At 71.9% G+C, this 19,023-nt stretch carries 21 protein-coding genes and 3 pseudogenes; 11 read left to right on the top strand and 13 right to left on the bottom strand.

The features are described from left to right. Window positions 1-112: 112 nt before the first annotated feature. Both AB8998_RS22740 and AB8998_RS22735 read right to left on the bottom strand, forming a co-directional pair. Complete coding sequence (locus tag AB8998_RS22740) at window positions 113-1,153, bottom strand: SDR family oxidoreductase (RefSeq protein ID WP_369739882.1); 1,041 nt, start codon at window positions 1,151-1,153, stop codon at window positions 113-115. Between the two features lie 130 nt (window positions 1,154-1,283). Then, complete coding sequence (locus AB8998_RS22735; protein WP_369739880.1) at window positions 1,284-1,442, bottom strand: hypothetical protein; 159 nt, start codon at window positions 1,440-1,442, stop codon at window positions 1,284-1,286. 84 nt (window positions 1,443-1,526) lie between these two features. On the opposite strand from AB8998_RS22735, the gene AB8998_RS22730 reads away from it, so the two are divergent. Continuing rightward, entirely contained in the window at window positions 1,527-1,814 is a 288-nt protein-coding gene (locus AB8998_RS22730; RefSeq protein WP_369741714.1) for a DUF3349 domain-containing protein, read from the top strand. Here AB8998_RS22730 and AB8998_RS22725 read toward each other — a convergent pair. From AB8998_RS22725 to AB8998_RS22705, 5 genes and pseudogenes are all read right to left on the bottom strand, one after another. Next, window positions 1,802-2,063 (bottom strand): annotated as a pseudogene (locus tag AB8998_RS22725) (endonuclease/exonuclease/phosphatase family protein); the annotation flags it as partial. The gene AB8998_RS22730 and the pseudogene AB8998_RS22725 overlap by 13 nt on opposite strands. Continuing rightward, on the bottom strand, window positions 2,059-2,688 hold the full coding sequence (locus tag AB8998_RS22720; RefSeq protein ID WP_369739878.1) for an SAM-dependent methyltransferase: 630 nt from the start codon (window positions 2,686-2,688) through the stop codon (window positions 2,059-2,061). The pseudogene AB8998_RS22725 and the gene AB8998_RS22720, both read right to left, overlap by 5 nt. After that, window positions 2,685-3,458, bottom strand: coding sequence for a PIG-L deacetylase family protein (locus AB8998_RS22715; protein ID WP_369741713.1), 774 nt, complete (start codon window positions 3,456-3,458; stop codon window positions 2,685-2,687). The genes AB8998_RS22720 and AB8998_RS22715 overlap by 4 nt, the downstream gene beginning before the upstream one ends. Before the next feature lie 5 nt (window positions 3,459-3,463). After that, complete coding sequence (locus AB8998_RS22710) at window positions 3,464-4,405, bottom strand: acyl-CoA dehydrogenase family protein (protein ID WP_369739876.1); 942 nt, start codon at window positions 4,403-4,405, stop codon at window positions 3,464-3,466. Further along, window positions 4,402-5,118: a glycosyltransferase family 2 protein gene (locus AB8998_RS22705; RefSeq protein WP_369739875.1), complete on the bottom strand. Its 717-nt coding sequence runs from the start codon at window positions 5,116-5,118 to the stop codon at window positions 4,402-4,404. Before AB8998_RS22705 ends, AB8998_RS22710 begins: the two co-directional genes overlap by 4 nt. 141 nt (window positions 5,119-5,259) lie before the next feature. Between AB8998_RS22705 and AB8998_RS22700 the strand changes: the two are divergent. Next, window positions 5,260-5,730 (top strand): annotated as a pseudogene (locus AB8998_RS22700) (hypothetical protein). Between the two features lie 15 nt (window positions 5,731-5,745). On the opposite strand, the gene AB8998_RS22695 reads toward AB8998_RS22700, so the two are convergent. Further along, window positions 5,746-6,003, bottom strand: a complete 258-nt coding sequence (locus tag AB8998_RS22695; protein ID WP_369741712.1) for a DUF7218 family protein — start codon at window positions 6,001-6,003, stop codon at window positions 5,746-5,748. Window positions 6,004-6,299: 296 nt separating this feature from the next. Between AB8998_RS22695 and AB8998_RS22690 the strand changes: the two are divergent. The 3 genes and pseudogenes from AB8998_RS22690 to AB8998_RS22680 form a co-directional block, all read left to right on the top strand. Next, a pseudogene (locus AB8998_RS22690) lies at window positions 6,300-6,588 on the top strand (SRPBCC family protein); the annotation flags it as partial. A 9-nt stretch (window positions 6,589-6,597) separates the two neighbouring features. After that, window positions 6,598-7,005, top strand: coding sequence for an MmyB family transcriptional regulator (locus AB8998_RS22685; RefSeq protein WP_369741711.1), 408 nt, complete (start codon window positions 6,598-6,600; stop codon window positions 7,003-7,005). 104 nt (window positions 7,006-7,109) lie between these two features. Further along, entirely contained in the window at window positions 7,110-8,069 is a 960-nt protein-coding gene (locus AB8998_RS22680) for an alpha/beta fold hydrolase (RefSeq protein ID WP_369741710.1), read from the top strand. Window positions 8,070-8,078: 9 nt separating this feature from the next. Here the strand turns inward: AB8998_RS22680 and AB8998_RS22675 are convergent, their stop codons facing one another. The 3 genes from AB8998_RS22675 to AB8998_RS22665 are packed head-to-tail and all read right to left on the bottom strand — an operon-like array spanning window position 8,079 to window position 11,767. After that, a complete protein-coding gene (locus AB8998_RS22675; RefSeq protein WP_369739874.1) occupies window positions 8,079-9,443 on the bottom strand; it encodes a flavin monoamine oxidase family protein in 1,365 nt (454 codons plus the stop codon). A gap of 39 nt (window positions 9,444-9,482) precedes the next feature. After that, window positions 9,483-10,607 (bottom strand): Rv3169 family protein, encoded by a 1,125-nt coding sequence (locus tag AB8998_RS22670; protein ID WP_369739873.1) that lies wholly within the window; start codon window positions 10,605-10,607, stop codon window positions 9,483-9,485. Continuing rightward, window positions 10,607-11,767, bottom strand: a complete 1,161-nt coding sequence (locus tag AB8998_RS22665; protein ID WP_369739872.1) for a phosphotransferase family protein — start codon at window positions 11,765-11,767, stop codon at window positions 10,607-10,609. Before AB8998_RS22665 ends, AB8998_RS22670 begins: the two co-directional genes overlap by 1 nt. A gap of 58 nt (window positions 11,768-11,825) precedes the next feature. On the opposite strand from AB8998_RS22665, the gene AB8998_RS22660 reads away from it, so the two are divergent. Together AB8998_RS22660 and AB8998_RS22655 are read left to right on the top strand one after the other, a co-directional pair. Beyond that, window positions 11,826-12,428: a TetR/AcrR family transcriptional regulator gene (locus tag AB8998_RS22660; protein WP_369739871.1), complete on the top strand. Its 603-nt coding sequence runs from the start codon at window positions 11,826-11,828 to the stop codon at window positions 12,426-12,428. Beyond that, on the top strand, window positions 12,425-13,294 hold the full coding sequence (locus AB8998_RS22655; protein ID WP_369739869.1) for an SDR family NAD(P)-dependent oxidoreductase: 870 nt from the start codon (window positions 12,425-12,427) through the stop codon (window positions 13,292-13,294). The genes AB8998_RS22660 and AB8998_RS22655 overlap by 4 nt, the downstream gene beginning before the upstream one ends. Window positions 13,295-13,349: 55 nt before the next feature. Here the strand turns inward: AB8998_RS22655 and AB8998_RS22650 are convergent, their stop codons facing one another. Further along, entirely contained in the window at window positions 13,350-13,691 is a 342-nt protein-coding gene (locus tag AB8998_RS22650; RefSeq protein WP_369739868.1) for a hypothetical protein, read from the bottom strand. Between the two features lie 100 nt (window positions 13,692-13,791). Further along, on the bottom strand, window positions 13,792-15,162 hold the full coding sequence (locus AB8998_RS22645) for a 13E12 repeat family protein (protein WP_369741709.1): 1,371 nt from the start codon (window positions 15,160-15,162) through the stop codon (window positions 13,792-13,794). 194 nt (window positions 15,163-15,356) lie between these two features. On the opposite strand from AB8998_RS22645, the gene AB8998_RS22640 reads away from it, so the two are divergent. Genes AB8998_RS22640 through AB8998_RS22625 form a run of 4 tightly spaced genes read left to right on the top strand, consistent with a single transcriptional unit; the run spans window position 15,357 to window position 19,022 of the window. Beyond that, window positions 15,357-16,304: a DUF4129 domain-containing protein gene (locus AB8998_RS22640; RefSeq protein WP_369739866.1), complete on the top strand. Its 948-nt coding sequence runs from the start codon at window positions 15,357-15,359 to the stop codon at window positions 16,302-16,304. After that, a complete protein-coding gene (locus AB8998_RS22635; RefSeq protein ID WP_369739864.1) occupies window positions 16,301-16,783 on the top strand; it encodes a hypothetical protein in 483 nt (160 codons plus the stop codon). The genes AB8998_RS22640 and AB8998_RS22635 overlap by 4 nt, the downstream gene beginning before the upstream one ends. Further along, window positions 16,780-17,775 (top strand): AAA family ATPase, encoded by a 996-nt coding sequence (locus tag AB8998_RS22630; RefSeq protein WP_369739863.1) that lies wholly within the window; start codon window positions 16,780-16,782, stop codon window positions 17,773-17,775. The genes AB8998_RS22635 and AB8998_RS22630 overlap by 4 nt, the downstream gene beginning before the upstream one ends. Continuing rightward, on the top strand, window positions 17,772-19,022 hold the full coding sequence (locus tag AB8998_RS22625) for a DUF58 domain-containing protein (RefSeq protein WP_369739862.1): 1,251 nt from the start codon (window positions 17,772-17,774) through the stop codon (window positions 19,020-19,022). The genes AB8998_RS22630 and AB8998_RS22625 overlap by 4 nt, the downstream gene beginning before the upstream one ends. Window position 19,023: the final 1 nt, after the last annotated feature.

Here is a 19,023-nt window from a genome sequence, read left to right as displayed (position 1 = left end):
TCTCCTCCTCAATCGAAATACTTCTGGCCTAGCTAGTGCGAAGTGGCCGAACGAAAAAGCGGGTGGTGTGCCGACGCGCGTGGGCGCGCCGACCCGGCGCCGTCACCGGCGATCATCGGCCCCGCCGGCGCAGCAGCCGCGCCGCCGCCCCGACCCCGGCGGCGAGCGCGCCACCCGCCGCGCTGCCGAGCAGGCCGTGGTGCTGGGACGCCCACAGCTGGAAGCTGCGGGCAGACGACCGGTCGTCGAAGATGCCTTGGGCCCCGTAGTCGCGGCGGCCGCTTCCGTCGGCCGGCTCCCACAGGTTGGCCGGCTGCCCGGCCGGCCGGGGGTCCTTGGTCTGCTGGGAGTCGAACCCGGTCCGCGCCAGATAGCGGTCCAACAACCCGGGCGCGAGGGCGTTTCCGACCAGCGTCGCGGCCGTGCTCCCCCCGACCCAGTACTCGCGCCGCCGGGGATGGTCCGCGGCGTGCAGCACCGCCCGCGCGGCCACCTCGGGTTGGTAGATCGGCGGAACCGGATGGGCCTGGCGCGGCAGCCGCGACAGCACCCACGAGAACTGCGGGGTGTTGACCGCCGGCATCTGCACCATGGTGACGCGGACCTTGCTGCGCTCGTGCAGCAGTTCGCAGCGCAGCGATTCGTTGAAACCCTGAATCGCATGCTTGCCGCCGCAGTAGGCGCTCTGCAGCGGGATGCCCCGGTAGGCCAGCGCCGAACCCACCTGCACGATGGTTCCGGAGTTGCGGGGCCGCATCCGGCGCAGCGCCGCCATGGTGGAGTAGACGTAGCCGAGGTAGGTGACCTCGGTGACGCGGCGGAACTCGTCGGGCTCTATCTCCCAGAACGGCGCGAAGACCGACGTGAACGCCACGTTCACCCAGACGTCGATCGGCCCGAAGGCCCGCTCGACTTCTTCGGCCGCCGACTCGCACTGCCGCGGGTCGGCGACGTCGGTGGGCACCGCGTAGGCCTTCCCACCGGCGGCCTCCACGTCGCGAGCCGCGCCGCTCAGCCCCTCCTCGCCGCGGGCGAGCAGTCCGACCTGTGCGCCGCGCGCGCCGAACGCTCTGGCCGTCGCACGTCCGATGCCCCCGCTCGCGCCGGTGACGACCACGGTCTGGCCCGAATGGGCTGCCCTCGTATTTCCCACAAAGCGCCGGGTACCCGCACTCGATGGCGTTATTCCTCGATTTTGCCGAAGCCGCCCCGCACCCGGCGCCGTCTCGACTACGGGTGCGAGACATGTTGTATCCCTTACGCTCTGGGGTGGGTTCGGCGCGTCAGCAGTTCGGCGTTTGCGCCGCGGCCGCGCCGGGTGTCACCTGTTCTTTGAGCCAGGTGTCGACGTCGGGGCCCAGCACGACCGCATGGTCGGGCGCGTTGGGCCGGGCCCGCCGTCGTGGGAGTGCGACAATGCGTCCACCTGGGGTCGCCGGCATGGGTTTTGAAATCCGCCGGAGGCGGTATCCGAGCCCAGGGCTGCCGCCGGTAGCGTGCGGCGAAGCGAGCGAGGCGGGTTGACGATGGCGAACGTGGTGTCCAGAGTGGTCGGCTTCCTGCGCGCGGGCTACCCCGCGGGCGTGCCGGCAACTGGATACGTGCCGTTGTTCGTATTGCTTCCCCGCCGGCTCTCCGACGACGAGATCGTCGCGATCACCGAACGGATTCGGGGCCGGGGGGTCCCGGCCGGCGCCGCCGACATGGGCGTGGAGATCAGCCGGGTCACCAACGAGATGCCGTCCCTGGACGACATCGACCGCGTACGCGATCGCCTCGTCGCCCTCGGCTGGCCGGCCGATCAGGGCGCCTGAGGGCCCCGGCGTTCCAGGCTGACGGCCAGCGGCCGGTGGTCGAGATCGGCATCGACTCGGACTCGGTGGCGCCCGCCCGCAGGGCGGGATCGTCGGTGAGGATGTGGTCGAGCTGGCGGTCGGGCGTGTCGGCCGGGAACGTGGCGGCGACCGCGAGCGGCCGCATGCCCTACCTGCGCCGCACCGCCGCCGGGGTGAGATTGAGATCCCGATCAGCAGCCGCGGGCCGGGGAAGCCACGCACGTCACGGGCCAGCACCGGGCACGCGCTCGCGCGCCGCCACCGACCGCCCGTCGCCGAGGCCGAACACCTCGACGACGACGTCGCGGTCGCGGTAGCACCCCAGCGACGCCAGGCCGGGCGTGCGCGCGACGACACGGTGCGCCGCATCGCCGCCGATCGGGTAGTCGGCAACGGGGTGGCGCCAGTGGGCGGCGACGACGGTGGTGCCCGGCTGCAGCCGAGCGCATTCACGATCCAGCACGGCGGCCAGCGCGTCGGCCTGCAGGTAATATCCGACCTCGCTGAGCACCACCAGGTCGAAGGGTCCGCGCGGCCACGCCTCGTCCAGGGAGGCCCGCGCCAGGTCCACCCGCTCACGGCAGCCGGCCGCCCGCAGCCGCCGGTCCGCGCCGCGCAGCGCGGCGTCGGCCACGTCCACCGCGGCCACTCGGTTGCAACGCCGTGCCAGCAGTTCGGTCAGCGTGCCGATCGAGCACCCCGGCTCGAACGCGTGCCGGTAGCGGCGGCCGGGCAGCATCGCCAGGGTGATCGCGTATTTACGCTCCTCGTACCACCGCGTCGACAGCCGCCAGGGGTCGTCCTCGCCGGCGTAGAGCCGGTCGAAGTACGCGTCGGGAAGCCGGGTGCTCACCGGAAGACCACTTCGCCCACCGCGAGCAGCCGCGGCAGCACGAACCCGGGCAGCACCGGCGCCGACGCCCCGTGGCACGGCTCGAACTGACTGCGAAAGCATTGCGCGGCAAGCTTTTTTCGAGAGACCGCGCGACCGGGTACGGCCACGGTGTGGGCGCGCTCCCACGGCACCACGGAGTCGGCGGGGTTGGCCCAGTGCCACATCCACACCGGGAACTCGAGCAGCGTGGCGTCGGTGCGCGCGCAGGCCGCCGCCGCCGCGCGCCCCACGGCCTCGTGATCGGGGTGCCCGTCGCCGCGCCAGGTGGCCGCACACCAGGTGTCCGGCCCGGCGGCGCCGAGAACGCCGGCGAGCACCTCGGTGAGGGCGTCCTCGTGGTCGGCGACCTCCCCGTCGGGCAGGCCGAGCGACAGCGCAGGGGGAATCCCTAAAACCCGTGCCGCCCTGCTTAACTCGTGGCGGCGTGTCGTCTCCAGGCGGATCCGCTGCAACGCCGTCGCCCCCGGGTAGGCGGCGCCGCCGTCGCTGACCGACACCACCTGGACGTCGACCCCCGCGTAGGCCAGGTGCGCGATCGTGGCGCCCATCCCCAGGGTCTCGTCGTCGGGGTGCGGGGCGACGACCACCAGGCGCTGGCACCCGGTGAGGTCCAGCGGCGGCAGGGGCCCGCGGCCCAGGGCGGTCAGCCACACCGGCAGCGGTGTGCCGCCGCGGGTCAGCGGCTTGGCCGCGAACCGTTCGCAGTTGCCGGCCGGCAGGGCCGTCAGCGCGGTCAACGGTGTTGTCCCGCAAGCTTGCCGAGCTCGGCCAGGTCGCGCTCCGCGTGGCTCTGCCGGATGTAGATGGTGAGGTCGGCCACCCGCTGGGCGTGCCGGCCGTCCTGGCACAGCGGCCCGGGGCCCAGGGCCCGGCCGGTGCGGGTGATCGCCTCGTCGGCCGCGTGCTCCACGACGCTGCGGACGCGGCGCGCGAGCAGTTGGGCGGTGTCGGTCCGGTCGAACGGGTCGGCGTCGATGTGGGCGGCGGCGGTGCTCAGCATCGCCTCGCCGGCCGCGAGGGCGGCATCCACCGCGCCCAAATGGGCCAGCGAGTAGGCGTCCGCGGATTCGCTTCCCGCGCAACGGTACAGCGGTTCGGCAACCCGGCGGGCGCCGCCGAGCCAGCACGCGGCCACCCCGATCGCGCCGTGCCAGAACCCGGGCCGGCTCAGGTAGTCGCCGGGGCCGCCCACGGCGACGGCCTGGGTGTTGGTGAACTGCACCGGCCGGGTGTCGCTGCCGGCCATCCCGGCGTTCCACCACGTGGTCGGCAGGGCCTTGACGGTGGCATCGAGCGCCGACACCGCGAACAGGCCGCGCGTTCCGTCGGCGAGTCGCGCCGTCACCAGCGCATGGGTGCAGAAGCCGGCACCCGAGCACCAGACCTTGGTGCCGTTCAGGGTGAACGCGCCGCCGGCTTCGGCGGCCGTCAGCAGCGCGTCGCGGGCCTCGGCGGCCCACACGCCCCACAGCTGGCCGGGATCGGGCGGCTTGCCGCCGAGCTCGTCGAGGATGGCGACGGCGTCGACGTGGGCCTCGGCGATGCGGGCCGCCACGATGTCCTCCTCGGCCAGCAGGGCCAGACCCTGCCAGCGCTCGGCGGTGCGACCCGAGGCCGGCAGCGGCAACTCCAGCCGTCCGGTCTCCAGCCAGTGCTTGACCAATCCCGCCGTCACGCGCAGTCCCCCGTCGCCGGCGTGCCCAGTCGGCGGAGGTGATGGGCGAAGCCGTGCGGGGCGCGGGCCCGGGTCCGCGCCGACGTGATGACCGATATCCCGGTGTCCCGGTGGATGGAACAGCCGGCGGACTCGAAACGCTCGACCAGGTCGACGTCCTCGCCGGAGGCCAGCGGGCGGAACCCGCCGACCCGCCAGTAGGCTCGGGCGGAAAAGCCCATGTTCGCGCCGTGGATGTGGTCGTGCGGGTCCCCCGCGCCGCCCTCGTAGGCCCGCAGGAACCGGTCGGCGACGTCGGGGGAGTGCTGGTGCCAGTCGGTCACGCGCACCACGCCCAGCACCATGTCGGCCCCCGTCTCGAGCTGGCGGACCAGCCAGCCGGGGTCGACGCGGCTGTCGGCATCGGTGGTGGCGTACCAGCACCGGGCGCCGGGCCCGTGCAGCGACCGGGCATAGCCGAAGCCCACGGCCCGCGCGGTGCCGACGTTGCGGGCGTCGACGCATACGAAGTGCACGTCGGGCCCGTACTCGCCGGCCAGTTGGGCGCTGTCATCGTCGGTGTCGTCGAGCACGACCACGACGGTGACCGGAACCGGGGCGCACAGGGCCGCGGTCAGCACCGCGCGCAGGCACGCCGGCAGCTTCGCCCGCTCGTTGTGGGCGGGAATCACGACGGCAGCCCCGTCGTAGGCTCTCAGGACTGGGGCTGGCATAGCTACTTGGTTTGCCAATCCGGCCGTTGCTTAAACAGACGACAAACGCTGGGGCGCAATGGCGTCGGGCCGTCGGGCTGCCAGCCAGGGTCGCGGGGTATGACGTAGTGACCATGGCAGCACAGATCCCCGGGCCCGCCCGTGCACGACGGCCGGCTGCGGGAGGCGCTGCGCGCGGCGGCGTCGGCGCTCAAGGAGGGCGGGCCGCGGTTCGCCCTGGCCGGGGCCATGCGCCGCGGGCTCACGGGGCGCCTGAACCGAATCACGACGTGATCTGGTGGTCGCCGAAGCCGATGTGGCCGACGCCGCGGCCGCCCTGCAGCGCGCGGGATTCGGCATCGAACGCCCCCGGAGGGCTGGCTGTTCCAGGCCCGGGCTGGGAACGCGGTCGTCGACGTGCCTGCATCGCGTCAACGGTGTGGCGGTGCGGACGGACCTGCTGGACCGCGCCGAACGGCACTGCGCGCCCTCGACGAGCACTTCTGCGACTTCGCGACGCAGCTGCCGGCGGTGCGGGAGCGGCTCGACTGGGAACAGATCAGGTCCCAGACCGGCGACAACGACTTCGCTTCCGCCTTCGTGGTGCTGGCCGAAGCGGCTCGGCCTCTGTGATTGATCAGTGATTGATCAGTGGCTGCGTAGCTTGGCGATCAGCTTGTCCTTGGTCAGGTCCGAATACCCCGAGATGCCAAGCTCTTTGGCGCGCCTCTTCAGCTCCGGCACCGTCCAGTCGGTGTAGGAGCCGGCCCTGCCGCCCTTGCGCGCGATCGACGACTTGCCCTGCGCGGCGGCCGCGTTGGAGATCCGCGCGGCCTTCTCCTTGGAGTCGCCCTGCCGGCGCAGATCCTCGTAGAGCTTCTCGTTCTTGATGGACGACGGCACGATGCGGCCTCCTGTCTGTGGTGTTTGTGACGTCTTTGTCCGGGGATGCCCCGCCCGGCGACCGGGAAAACCCGCCGCGCCACGCCCGGGCCGCCGAAACTTGGCGTGTCACCGCCTGAAATGCCCGATCGGGGCACTAGCTAGGACCTTCCGGGTTACCTGCGCTCGATGGGGGTAGCCGAGGGTGGTGATCAACGCGAACGGCGAGAACATGCTGCGCGGAGTCATGGCGATCGGCGCCTCGGCCGGCGGCGTCGCGGCTTTGTCGCGCCTTGCCGCGGGTCTGTCGCCGGATTTGCCTGCGCGAGGTCACCGGCGTCGGCACCTGGTTCCGCGAGGAGATCACCGCCTACGACCGGCCCCCACGGCTACACCTACCTGATCGTCCGGTCATTTCCGCCGTTCCGCCACGAGGGCGGCACGCTGACCTTCACCCCGGCGGGAACCGGCACCCACGTCGACTGGCTCACCAACTACACCCACCCCGCCTGGGCGGGCGGACGGCTGCTCGAGGCGGTCAGCCACCGGGTGCTGCGCTCGAGTTTCGAGGCGATTCTCGACGCCTGCGCGGAGGCGCTGGAGCGGTGAGGCGCGGCGCTGTTCGCCCGCGCCGTGGCAACGCCGAACCTGGCGCGGTTCATCTTCTTCGATGCCACCGCCGGTCGGGTCTTCCCGGAGTGGGACATCGCGGCCGACGACGCCGTCTCCCTACTGCAGGGCGAGGCCGCGCGCTCCCCGGACTCGCCGGCCGTCACCCGGCTCGTCGGGGAGCTCACCACCCGCAGCGAGGACTTCCGCAGCCGCTGGGCGGCGCTCAACGTCAAGGCGCACCGCCACGGCGTGAAGCGCTTCCCCCATGCCGACGTCGGGGAACAAGTGCTCAGGTGCAACATGCTCGACATCGGCACGGGCGGGTTGTCGTTGTTCGGCTACACCGCCGAACCGCGCTCGCGGTCCGAGGAGGCGCTGCGGCTGCTGGCCTCCTGCGCGGTGACCGCCGAATAGGACCGGAAAGCGAAGGCGAATCTGCCGGAATTGACGTCGGCGTCAGGCTAGACTCGCGGGATCCGAAACCGTGGCAGCGTGGCCGCATTGGAGGGGAAACCGCGATGAGTCCCAGACGATCCGCCCGCGGCGACGACGGACTGTCCGAGGTGTTGCCGCCCAGCCGGGAGCTGACCGTGCGCGCGGCCGACGGCACCCCGCTGCACGCCGAGGTGTTCGGGCCGCCGGACGGCTATCCGATCGTGCTGACCCACGGCATCACCTGCGCGATCCGCGCGTGGGCATACCAGATCGCCGACCTGGCCACCGACTACCGGGTGATCGCCTTCGACCACCGGGGCCACGGGCGCAGCGGCGTCCCGCGCGGCAACGGCTACACCCTCGAGGCCCTCGCCGCGGACCTGGATTGCGTGCTCGAGGCGACACTGGCGCCGCACGAACGGGCGGTGCTGGCCGGGCATTCGATGGGCGGCATCACGATCGCGGCCTGGTCGGCGCGCTACCGGCACAAGGTGCACCGGCGCGCCGACGCGGTGGCCCTGATCAACACCACGACCGGCGACCTGGTCAGCAAGGTGAGCCTGCTGCCGGTGCCGCGCCGGCTGTCGCCGGCCCGCGACCTGCTCGTGCGCGGGCTGATCGGTGCGTTCGGCGGGTTCCCGCTGCCCGGCGTCGCCCGCGTCCCGAGTCGTTACCTGGTCGCGATGCTGGCGGTCGCCAAGGACGCGGACCCGAGCGCGGCCACGCTCGTCTACGAGCTGTTCGCGCAGACCTCGGCCGCGGGGCGTGGCGGGTGCGCGCGGATGCTGGTCGGCTCGCTGGGGTCTCGCCACCTCGACCTGGAGGGCCTCACGGTGCCGACGCTGGTGATCGGCAGCGAGCGCGACCGGCTGACGCCCATCAGCCAATCCCGCGCGATCGCGCGCACCGCGCCCAACGTCGTCGGCCTGGTCGAGTTGCCCGGCGGTCACTGCTCGATGCTGGAACAGCCCGCCGCGGTGAACCGCCATCTGCGGGAGCTCGCCGGGTCGGTCAGCCGCGACCTGCGGCGCATCAGCTCCTGAAGGGGCGGCTCACAGCAGGGCCGTGACCTCGGCGGCCGCACGGCGGCCGGATCGGATGGCGCCGTCGAGAAATCCGGTCCATTCGTCGGCCGTTTCGGTGCCGGCCCAATGGATCGGCCCGACGGGCCGGCGCAGGTACGGCCCGGACCGGGTCCACGACCGCGGCGGTACCGCCGCCGTCGGGCCACCCGGTGCGAATTCTTCTGTGCCCCAACGATGGTCGACGTAGTCGAGGGGTTTGAGCGCGTCGCTGCCGAACAGCGACGCGAAGCAACGCAACGCCTCGCGGCGGCGCTGGTCGGCGGGCAGTGAGTCGAACGCGCGGGCGTCGACGAAGCCCATCAGTATGCCCGGCCCGTCGGCTTGGGGGCTGACGTCGAAGGTGATGAAGACGGGACCCTCGTCGGAGAGGGCCTGGCCGGAGAAGCCGTCGGCCCGCCAGAACGGCGTGGAGTAGGCCGCATAGGCCTTGCTCAGGCGCCCCTGCGGCCAGTGCCGGGCGAGTTCGTCGTACTCCTCGGGCAGCGGGGGAGTGAATTCGATCGAGGCGCGGTGGGCGGGCGGAACGGCGACGATGACGAATCCGGCCTCGGCTCGGCCGCGGTCGCAGGTGACCGCCACGCCCGCGCCATTGCGCTCGATGCGCCGCACCGGTGCCTCGAGCACGATGCGCGGGCCGAGCTCGGCCGCCACCGCGTCGGCGATCTGCTGCGTGCCGCCCGGGAAACGGTCCTGCTGGGCCCCGTTCTCGACGTCGAGCATCCGGTCCAGGCCGCCGGCGGCGCGCACGTACCGGGCGGCGTGCAGCATCGACACCTCGTCGGGTTCGCACCCCCAGCTCACCCGGGACACGATCGCCAGCAGGTCGCGGGAGGAGGCGGAGGCGCGCACCGAGCGCAACCAGTCGCCGAGCGACTGGGCATCGAGTTCGCGGGCGCGGCGCGCGTTCCACGGGTCCGCCAGCGGGATGCCGCGCGCGATCCGCTCGAACTGCCAGCGCAGCCGGCCGATGTCGATCAGCCCCGCCAGCGAGAGCTTCGGAATGGTGCCGTGGTAGGGGCGCGCCCAGCCGCGCCACTGGATGATGCTCCGGCCGTGGTGGTGGGTCGGGGTGGTCGGGATCTGCAGTTCGGCCGCCAACGCCAGCACCGCGTCCTGGGTGGGGCCGACGAAGGTGCTGCCCATGTCGGCGGGCAGCCCGGCGACGCTGCCGGTGAACGAGCGGCCGCCGACGCGTTCGCGGCCCTCCAGGACCACCACGTCATGGCCCAGCCGGGTCAGTTCGCGCGCGGCGGCCAGCCCGGCGAAGCCGGCGCCGACCACCACGACGTCCACGCTCCAGGATCCGGCGTCGGGGGGCGGCGGATTCGTCACGCCGTCTAGTGAACCGCACTCGGGCGAGAATGCCCAGCGTCAGGGGGCGACCGACAGCCAGTCGGCGAACCCGGACGGGTCGTGGCGGCCCAGCGCGCCGTGCTCGTAGAGCCCCCAACCCTCCACCGGCTCCGCGTCGCCCTCGCGGCACAAAGCGCGGCCCACGTGGTCGATCACGCCGAACCCGGAGCGCGCGACGATCGCCGGGTCGGTCATGTCGTAGGTCAGCCGTTCGACGAACTTCTCGCCCTTCCACATGCCGTGCAGCCAGTCGGAGTCGCCGCCGTAGCCGCCGCCGACGTGGATGGGGACGGGCAGCTTGGACTCCACGTCGAAGTGGACCGGGGTGCCGTCCGGTGCGGTGGCGTCGATCGTCGCCCCGGTCGGGATGCGCGTGCCGGAACGGTAGTGGATCTTGACCCGCGGCCAGCCCAGCTGCTCGACGCGGCCGTCGCGCCAGACCCGGGTGCAGTCGTTGAGCGAGCGGAAGCCGTCGGGCTCCTCCTGGATGATCAGCACGATCGCGAAGTCGTCGAACGCCATGGGCACGTACAGCCACCACATGCCCTCGAAGGGCGGATCGGCGGGGCGGCCCGCCGGCTCGGGCTCGCCGATCGGCCGGATGCCCCAGGACCGGTCCCGGCTGCCGATCCAGGTCGCGGGGTCGACGGCGAACTCGTCGCCGTCGACGGCCAGGCGTCCGCTCCAGGAGCCCAATTGGGCGAACCGCTGCGCGCTGAGCGTCACCCGATTGCCCGACCGCAGCACATGCGGCTGTTCCTGCACGACGTCGAACAGGCCTTCCCAGGTGAGGTCGGCTGCGATGCCGTCGGTTTCGTCGAGGATCAGGCGCAGTTTGCGCAGCGGCTCGATGACCTCGATGCGGTAGCCGTTGACGTTCTGGTTGAGGCGGTCTTGGTCGATGGCGTCGGACAGGTGCACCGCGGTCTGGGTGTCGCCGCGCCGGACGAGCAGGAAAGCGTCCTTGACGCCCAGGTTCGGGTAGTAGCCGATGCCGCTGACGACGAAGATGTCCCCAGTGCGGTCGTGGGCGTTGAAGTAGGCACGGTCGTAGAAGTTACGGTCGCTGGAGCCCGGCCACGCGATGGGCTGCGGGATCTGGTGCACCGGGAATTCGTCCAGCGGGCCTAGCCTGTGCGACATTACTGGTCCTCTCCGATGAGACCCTCGCCGATCAAACGGCGCATCAATCCGGCGTGATAGAACAGCGATTCTGCGAAATTGGGGTCGTCGGTCCTCTCCATCTCCCCGAAGTGCACCCGACGGGCGCCGGTGCGCATGAACACGCACGCCCACATCACACCCGAGTACACGTAGAACCAACGCAGGTCGCCTATTTCGACGCCGGCGAGCCGTTCGTAAGTGGCGCGGACGTCGTCCTCGCGCATCACCTGCGGCAGGCCCGGTAGCCCGGCGAGGCCGGTGAGTTCCTGAAAGACCATGTGCGCGTAGATCATCCACGCGACGTCGAGCTCACGCGGGCCGAGTGTCACCATCTCCCAGTCGAGCACCGCCACCGGCTGGAAGTCGCGGTACAACACGTTGCCCACCCGGGCGTCGCCCCACAGCAGGACTGGTTCGGCGGCGGCCGCCTCGGCCGGCCAGTGGGCCTCGAGCCACTCGAAGGTCCGCTCCAGCAGCGGTGAGCGGCCGATGTCGGGCACCGCGAAGTCATACCAGGACCGCACCCAGTTGAAGTGCCGGCGCAGGGCGGTGTCGCCCTCGGAGCCCTCGGTGAGAAAGCCGAATTCCTCGGCGGCGCGGGGTATAGCGTGCAGCTTGGCCAGCACACCGACGGTGGCGTCCTGCAGTTCGCGCTGGCGCTCGGCGGGCGCGTCGGCGAACCAGTTGTTGCCGAAGGTGTAGGGCATGACGTCGGGCGGCACCTCGCCGTCGACGTAATCCATCACGAAGTAGGGCGTGCCCAGCACGTCGCCGGTGGACTCCAGCCAGCGGACCGGCGGAACGGGGACGTCGGTGAGGTGACCGACCTTTCGTATCACCTCGAACTGGTGGTCGAGCCGGTAGGTGGGGAAGACCTGCACGTCTTCGGCGGCGGGGGCCACCCGGGTCACCAGCTTCTGCTCGATCTGCTGCCCGTCCTGTTGCCAGCGGGCGGTCAGGATTATGGTTTCCGAGGACATGCCCGTGGAGTCCACGCCGCTCTCGACGGTCACCTCCGGTGTCGCCCCGCCGGGCAGGACGGTGGACAGCCACCGCGCCATCACCCCCGGCAGGGTGCTGACGTCGCGGCTCGAGCGCTGCAGCCGGTCGACCTTGTCGAGGACGGGTTCGTTGGCCACGGGGTGCCCCCATTCTTTGCGACTTCTGCGCGACAATTACGATACGGTAGGTAGCGTTATGAAAGCAGACCCGTCCGCCCTTGACAAGGCCCCCGGCGCCGGCCGCCCGCGGGACCCGCGTATCGATTCGGCCATCCTATCGGCAACCGCGGAACTGCTTGTGCAGATCGGATATTCGAATCTGAGCCTGGCCGCGGTCGCCGAGCGGGCCGGTACCACGAAATCCGCGCTGTACCGGCGGTGGTCGAGCAAGGCCGAGCTGGTGCACGAGGCGGCCTTCCCGACGGCACCCACCGCGCTGGAGGCGCCGGCCGGCGACATCGCCGCCGACGTCCGCATGATGATCGAGGCCACCCGCGCCGTGTTCACCACGCCGGTCGTGCGCGCCGCCCTGCCCGGCCTGGTGGCCGACATGACGGCCGACCCCGCCCTCAACGCCCGGGTCATGTCGCGTTTCGTCGACGTGTTCGCCGCGGTGCGCCTGCGGTTGGGCGAGGCGGTCAAGCGGGGCGAGGCGCATGACGACGTGGACCCGGACCGGTTGATCGAGTTGATCGGAGGAGCGACGATGCTGCGGATGCTGTTGCGCCCGGAAGACGCACTCGACGAGGCGTGGGTGGAGCAGACCGCCGCGATCGTCGTGCACGGGGTGCGGCGATGACGGGGCGGCTCGCCGGCCGGGCCGCGATCGTCACCGGCGGCAGCCGCGGCCTCGGCCGGGCGATCGCCGCGGCGCTCGCCGCCGAGGGTGCGGCCGTCGCGGTCGCGGGCCGCACCGAGCAGGTGTGGGACGAGCGGCTGCCAGGGACGATCGGCGAGACGGTCGCCGGAATCGAGTCGGCGGGTGGCCGCGCCGTGGCGGTCCGGGCCGACCTGACCGACCCCGACGACATCTCCCGGCTGGTGGATTCGGCACGAGATGCCCTGGGGCCCATCACGATCCTGGTGAACAATGCCGCCTTCACCGCGCCCGGGCGCCCGCCTGCGCCCGGCGGCGCGCCCCGCGCCAAGCCCGCGGCGAAGGCGGGTGGCGCCAAGCCCGGCTGGCCCGGGTTCGTCAGCATTCCGCTGGCCGCCTACCGCCGGCACTTCGAGATCGCGGTCTTCGCCGCCTACGAGCTGATGCAGCGGGTGTGCCCCGACATGATCGACGCGGGCGGGGGCGCGGTCGTCAACATCAGTTCGGTCGCGTCCCGGCTGCCCGGCGACGGCCCCTTCCCCGACCGCGGCGGGGGAGTGCTGCCCGGGTACGGCGGATCGAAGGCGGCGCTCGAGCATCTCACCCAGTGCGCGGCCTACGACCTCGCCGACCACAACGTCGCGGTGAACGCCTTGTCGCCGTCCAAGCCCATCATGACCCCGGGCCTGGCTTACTATGCGCGCGAATTCGGCCACACCGCGGATGTCGACGAATTCGCGCGCGCCGCAGTCGAATTGGCGTTGGTCGATCCGGGCGCGGTCACCGGCCGCACGATCGGCCATTTGCAGGTCCTCGACGGCAGCTTCCGGCCGTTCGAACCCGAATAGGGGCCTTGGCCGCCGGTGGCGCCGCACGCCCGGCCGGGGCTGGAGCCGCCCGGGCTCAGTACCCCGGTGCCGGGCCCCCCGGTCCGCCGGGCATAGGCCCCGGCCCAACGGGCATCGGCCCCGGCCCGCCGGGTATCGGCCCCGGCCCGCCGGGTATCGGCCCCGGGGCGCCCGGCATCGGTCCCGGGACACCGGGACCGACCGGACCGGGCGGAGGCGGCGGCGCCGGCTCGTCGGGCAGGGAGCTCACCTGCGAACCGTGCGCGACGGACTGCGTGCGCGCGTCGCCGGTCGCGGCCGCGATCCCTGCGCTGACGGCCAGGCCTGCGACGCCCGCGCCGATCGCCGCCAACGTACGGCGGAGTGCGTGGCTGTCGTGGTTTTTCTTGCTGTCCATGATGTTTCCCCCATTCTCAAGTGGACCTGGGTCGAGTGGATCCGGACTCTCTCCGGCTACCCGGCAAACTCGCCCCGAAACTTCGGCGGCCGATCCCACCTCACTCCTCCTGAATCGGCGGATCGAGATCACCGCGCAAAAGCTCGTCGGGATGGTGGGCGTGGTTGATCTCCGGTGGGCCGTCGCCCTTGCTCCAGCCGAGTCGCCCGTTTTCGGTGACCTCGGTGTGCCATTCGCCGCGGCTCGCGCCGTCATGGTCGCCGCCGCAGGCGAAATGCAACGAATCGGCGTCGGTGCGGCCGCCTTCGGCCCAGTCCGGCGAATGGTGCACTTCGCAGTTATAGCCCGGTTCAAGGCAATTGGGTCGCGTGCAGCCCCGGTCGCGGGCGTAGCAGATGAGCCGCTGATCGGCTGTCGCGATCCGCTTCTGGCGGCCCAGGTACAGCGGCCGGCCGGTGTGCCCGTCGAACACGGCCAGGTAGTGAATCGCATCGGCGGCCATGCGGATGAGGTCGGGCATCGGCAGCCTGGACCCGCCGCCGGTCCGCGCGGGTGCGGGCATCGGGACGGACTCGTCGGCAACCGCTGCGGCGGCTCGCTCGAGATCGTCCAGCGTGGTCGTGGCGACCACCGTGACGGGGTGGCCCCGGTGCGATCCCAGCCGACCGGACGAGACCGCAGCCTTGAGACCGAGTTTCAGCGCGTCATGGCAGCGTTGCGCGGGTGTGCGCGTGTCGCGCTCCTGCGGCGCGGCGCCGTCGGGTTGGTGACGTCCCGGACGCACGGCCGCGCGGATGGCCTCGAAGTACGCTCGGGCCTCGGGTTCCAGCAATCCCGACAACCGGGACATGCCATCCGGTCCCTGCGCGCCCAGGTGTAGCCCGCGGCGACGGGCCCGATCCTCGTCGTTGAACAAGCCGTCGGGGTTGAGGTGGTCGGCGATCCGGTGGCCCAGCTTGGTGACGACGCCGGCATCGAGTTTCCGTGCGTGCTGCACCAGCGTTCGCTCGGCATCCGCCACGTCGGAGGCCGAAACGCAGGAGGGCAGCACGTCGACCGCGTCGCATACCGCGCGGATGTGGTCCTCGCCGACCGCGCCGGCCTCGAGTGCCGCCGCCAACTCCGGAAGCTCCGGTGCGACAGGCGGACCGGTCAGCGAGCGCCGCGGCCGGATTCGCGCGGCCAGCTTGAAGCGGCGCCGGATTTCCCGCGGCGGGATGCGCAGCCGGGCCCACAGCCGGTCGCGTTGGGCCGGTATGGACTCGCCGCCGTCAGGCGGCTCGGCGATCTCGGCGAAGAACCGGTACATCAGGCCCCGGTTGGTGCGGTGCTGCGTCTCGAGCCGTTCGGCGACGTCCACCCGGAAGTCGTTGCCCACCACATCCGAGGAGGTCGCACGCAGCACGTCATGGGCGGCGTCGATCGCGTCGAGGGCGGCGTCGATCCGCTCTCGTGCCTGTTCGGGGATCATCGCGACCATGCGTCCAGGGTAGCGAACAAACGTTCGAATACCGCCCCCGTTCGGCCGGGTTGTGGATGCAATGCGGGCTGTGGACAACGCAGCACCGGCCGGCGCCGGGATTCCTGGCGAAACCGCCGCCTGACGTGCGAGGATGAAAAACCGAAGCCGCAACGGCGGCAGTTAACCGGTCGAGTGGTGTGCCGATGCCCGGTAGTGACAAACCCACGGCGCGGGTCGTGGCGCTGATCGTGCTCCTGCTCGTGGTCGCCGTGGCGCTGCGCGGCTATCTTCCGGCCCACGACCGGGCCTTCCGCACCGAGGCGGGCGGCAGTGCCGCGGCCTGGACGGCCGTCGTCGCGGCCCTGGCCGGGACGGTGACGCTGCTCGCGATCGCCGTCGTCGCGCGGCTGCGCGATCCCCGAGGGTTCGCGCCCAGCGGGCCGGACCTGCCCGCGCTGCTCGACACCGGCACCGACCGGCCGAGTTGGCGGGTGGTGCTGGTCGCGCTCGGGGTGATCGCGGGCCTGCTGCTGGCGCTGACGCTGCTGACCCGGGTCGCGGTGGGCCACGACGTCACGCCCCCCGCGCCGGGATCCGCGAGCGTGTCGCCCCCGGCGCGCACCGGGGCCCCGCCGCCCCGGCAACCGCCGAAAGCCGACTCCGGCAACATATCCCGCGTCCTGATCGCCTGCACGCTGCCCCTGCTGCCGATCCTCGTCGTGGGCACGCTCCTCGAGTCGCGCCGGCGGTGGCGCGCGACGGGCGCGGGCGAAACCGCCGCGGAAGAGGGCGAAACCGCTGCGGCGCAACCGAACCCGGGCTCGCTGGTGCGGGCCGCCGAGCGCGGCCTGGCCGAGATGACAGACCTGCGCCGGGAGCCGCGCGAGGCGATCATCGCCTGCTACGCCGCAATGGAACGCGAGCTCGCGAACGTTCCGGGCGCCGTCCCGCAGGATTTCGACACCCCGACCGAGGTGCTGGCCCGCGCCGTCGAACGCCACGCGCTGCACGCCGACAACGCCGTCCAACTGGTCGATCTTTTCGCCGAGGCGCGGTTCAGCCCGCACGTGATGAACGAAGCTCACCGCGACGTCGCGGTCCGGGCGCTGCGGCTGGTCCTCGACGAACTGCGGTCCGTGAGCCACGCATGAACAGGCTTGTCGCCCTTGGGGTATTCCTCATCCTCAGTGTGGAGTTGCTGACGCTGGCCCTGCCCGACCGCGGACTCGTGCTCGCGGCCACCGGCGTCGCGCTGGCCCTGGTGCTGCTCAACGTTCGTCGCGTCGTGGGGAGGGGACCGCAACCCGACGAGGAGCCCGGTGCGGACGACCTCGGGGACGCGCTGCGCCGTTGGGTCGCCAACACGGAGACAACCATCCGGTGGTCGGACTCGACCCGGGCGGACTGGGACCGGCACCTGCGGCCGATGCTCGCACGGCGCTACGAACTCGTAACCGGCCAAAGGCTTTCGAAGGACCCCGCCGCGTATCACACCAGTGGGCGGATACTGTTCGGAGCCGAACTCTGGGAATGGGTCAATCCCAACAACGTCGTCCGTGGCGGTGACCGGGGGCCCGGCCCCGGCCGTGCGGCGCTCGAGGCGATCCTACGGAAGTTGGAGCAGGTATGACGTTGCCCACCGCACTGCCGGCCGACAAGACCACCGAGTACTGCGGTGCAGTCATCGACGAGATCGAACGCGTGGTGGTGGGCAAGCGTTCGGCGCTCACGCTCATCCTGACCGCGGTGCTCGCCCGCGGGCATGTGCTGATCGAAGACCTGCCGGGACTGGGCAAGACGCTCATCGCGCGGTCCTTCGCCGCCGCTCTGGGGCTTCGCTTCACCCGGGTGCAGTTCACCCCCGACCTGCTCCCGGCCGACCTGCTCGGCTCGACGATCTACGACATGCAGTCGGGCCGGTTCGCCTTCCGCGCCGGACCCATCTTCACCAACCTGCTGCTCGCCGACGAGATCAACCGCACCCCGCCCAAGACCCAGGCGGCCCTGCTGGAGGCGATGGCTGAAAGCCAGGTCAGCATCGACGGCGAAACCCACCAGCTGCCAACACCGTTCATAGTCCTGGCGACGGACAACCCGATCGAGTACGAAGGCACCTACCCGCTGCCGGAGGCGCAGCTGGACCGGTTCGCGATCCGGCTGGAGCTGCGTTACCTCTCCGAGCGCGACGAGACCGCCATGCTGCGCCGGCGTCTCGAGCGCGGGTCGTCCGAGCCGGTGGTCGATCAGGTGGTGGACGCGCACGATCTGCTGGCCATGCGCGAGTCCGTCGAGCAGGTGACCGTGCACGACGACGTCCTGCGCTACGTGGTGTCGCTGGCGGCGGCCACCCGGCACCATCCGCAGGTCGCGGTCGGCGCCAGCCCGCGCGCCGAGCTCGACCTGGTTCAACTGGCCCGGGCCCGTGCGCTGTTGCTGGGGCGCGACTATGTGATTCCCGAAGACGTCAAGGCGCTGGCGATCCCGGCGATCGCCCACCGGATCACCCTGCGCCCGGAGATGTGGGTGCGAAAGATCCAGGGCGCCGATGTCGTCGGGGAGCTGTTGCGGCGCCTGCCGGTGCCCCGGACCGGCGGCGGCGACAGCCTGGCGGGTCCGGCGTGACGGAGCCGCGCACGGTCGAGTTCCGCTGGCGCGCATCCCCGTTGACGCGGGCGATCGCGACGAGTGCGGGCGCTGCGCTGGCCGTCGCGGTGATCGGCGGCAGGTGGCAGCTGATCGCGTTCGCCGCACCGCTGCTCGGTGTGCTGTGCTCGATCAGCTGGCAGCCTCGGATGCCCCCGGTCCGCGTGCACGGCAACCCCGCGTCGCAGCGATGCTTCGAAGACGAGCGGGTACGGCTCCGGGTGTGGGCCACCGTCGAAGACGCCGGGGCCGCGACCGTCGAGCTGTTGGTCCCGGACGTCGCGGGCATGGGGCTCGAAGTCCTCGCCGCCGATGGTCGTGCGGCGAAAACGGTTGCGGCGAAGGCGCATCGCTGGGGCCGGTATTACCTGCGGGCACGTGTGGACGTGGTGGCGCGCGGGGGGCTGCTCACCGGCACGGCCACCGTCGACGCCGCCGCCGTCGTCGTGTTCCCGCTGACGCCGCCGCAGTCGACGCCGATCCCGCAGACCGAGTTGCTCGACCGCCTCGGTGCGCACCTGACCCGGCACGTCGGGCCGGGCGTGGAGTACGCCGACATTCGACCCTACGTGCCGGGCGACCAGTTGCGGGCGGTGAACTGGCCGGTGAGCGCTCGTCGCCGCCAACTGCATGTCACGCAACGGCTGACCGACCGCGCCGCCGACGTGGTGGTGCTGATCGACGCCTATCGTCAGCCGGCCGGCCCGGCGACCGAGGCCACGGAAAGGGTCGTACGCGGGGCGGCCCAGGTGGTGCAGACGGCACTGCGGCACGGCGATCGCGCGGGAATCGTCGCCCTGGGCGGCAGGCGCCCACGGTGGCTCGGCGCCGACATCGGACAACGCCAGTTCTTCCGTGTCCTCGACACCGTGCTCGACGTCGGCGAGCACTTCGAGGACACCACCGGCACCCTGGCGCCACGCGCGGCTGTCCCCGCCGGGGCGATCGTCGTCGCGTTCTCCACGCTGCTCGACACCGAGTTCGCGCTGGCGCTGATCGACCTCCGCCGCCGCGGGCACGTCGTCCTGGCGGTGGACGTCCTCGACCGGGCTCCGTTCCGGGGCGATCGCGACCCGCTGGTGGACGAGCTGTGGGGGCTGCAGCGCTCCGCCATGTATCGCGACATGGCCACCGTCGGTGTCGACATCGTGTCCTGGTCCGAGGGCGCCGCCCTGGAGCAGTCCATGGGTGTGCTGCCGCGGCATGGGCGACGGGTGCGGGGATGAG

Source organism: Mycobacterium sp. HUMS_12744610, from assembly GCF_041206865.1.
Lineage (GTDB): Bacteria > Actinomycetota > Actinomycetes > Mycobacteriales > Mycobacteriaceae > Mycobacterium > Mycobacterium servetii.
The sequence above is the reverse complement of the archived record's forward strand: the minus strand, read 5'-3'. Positions and strand labels throughout refer to the sequence as shown.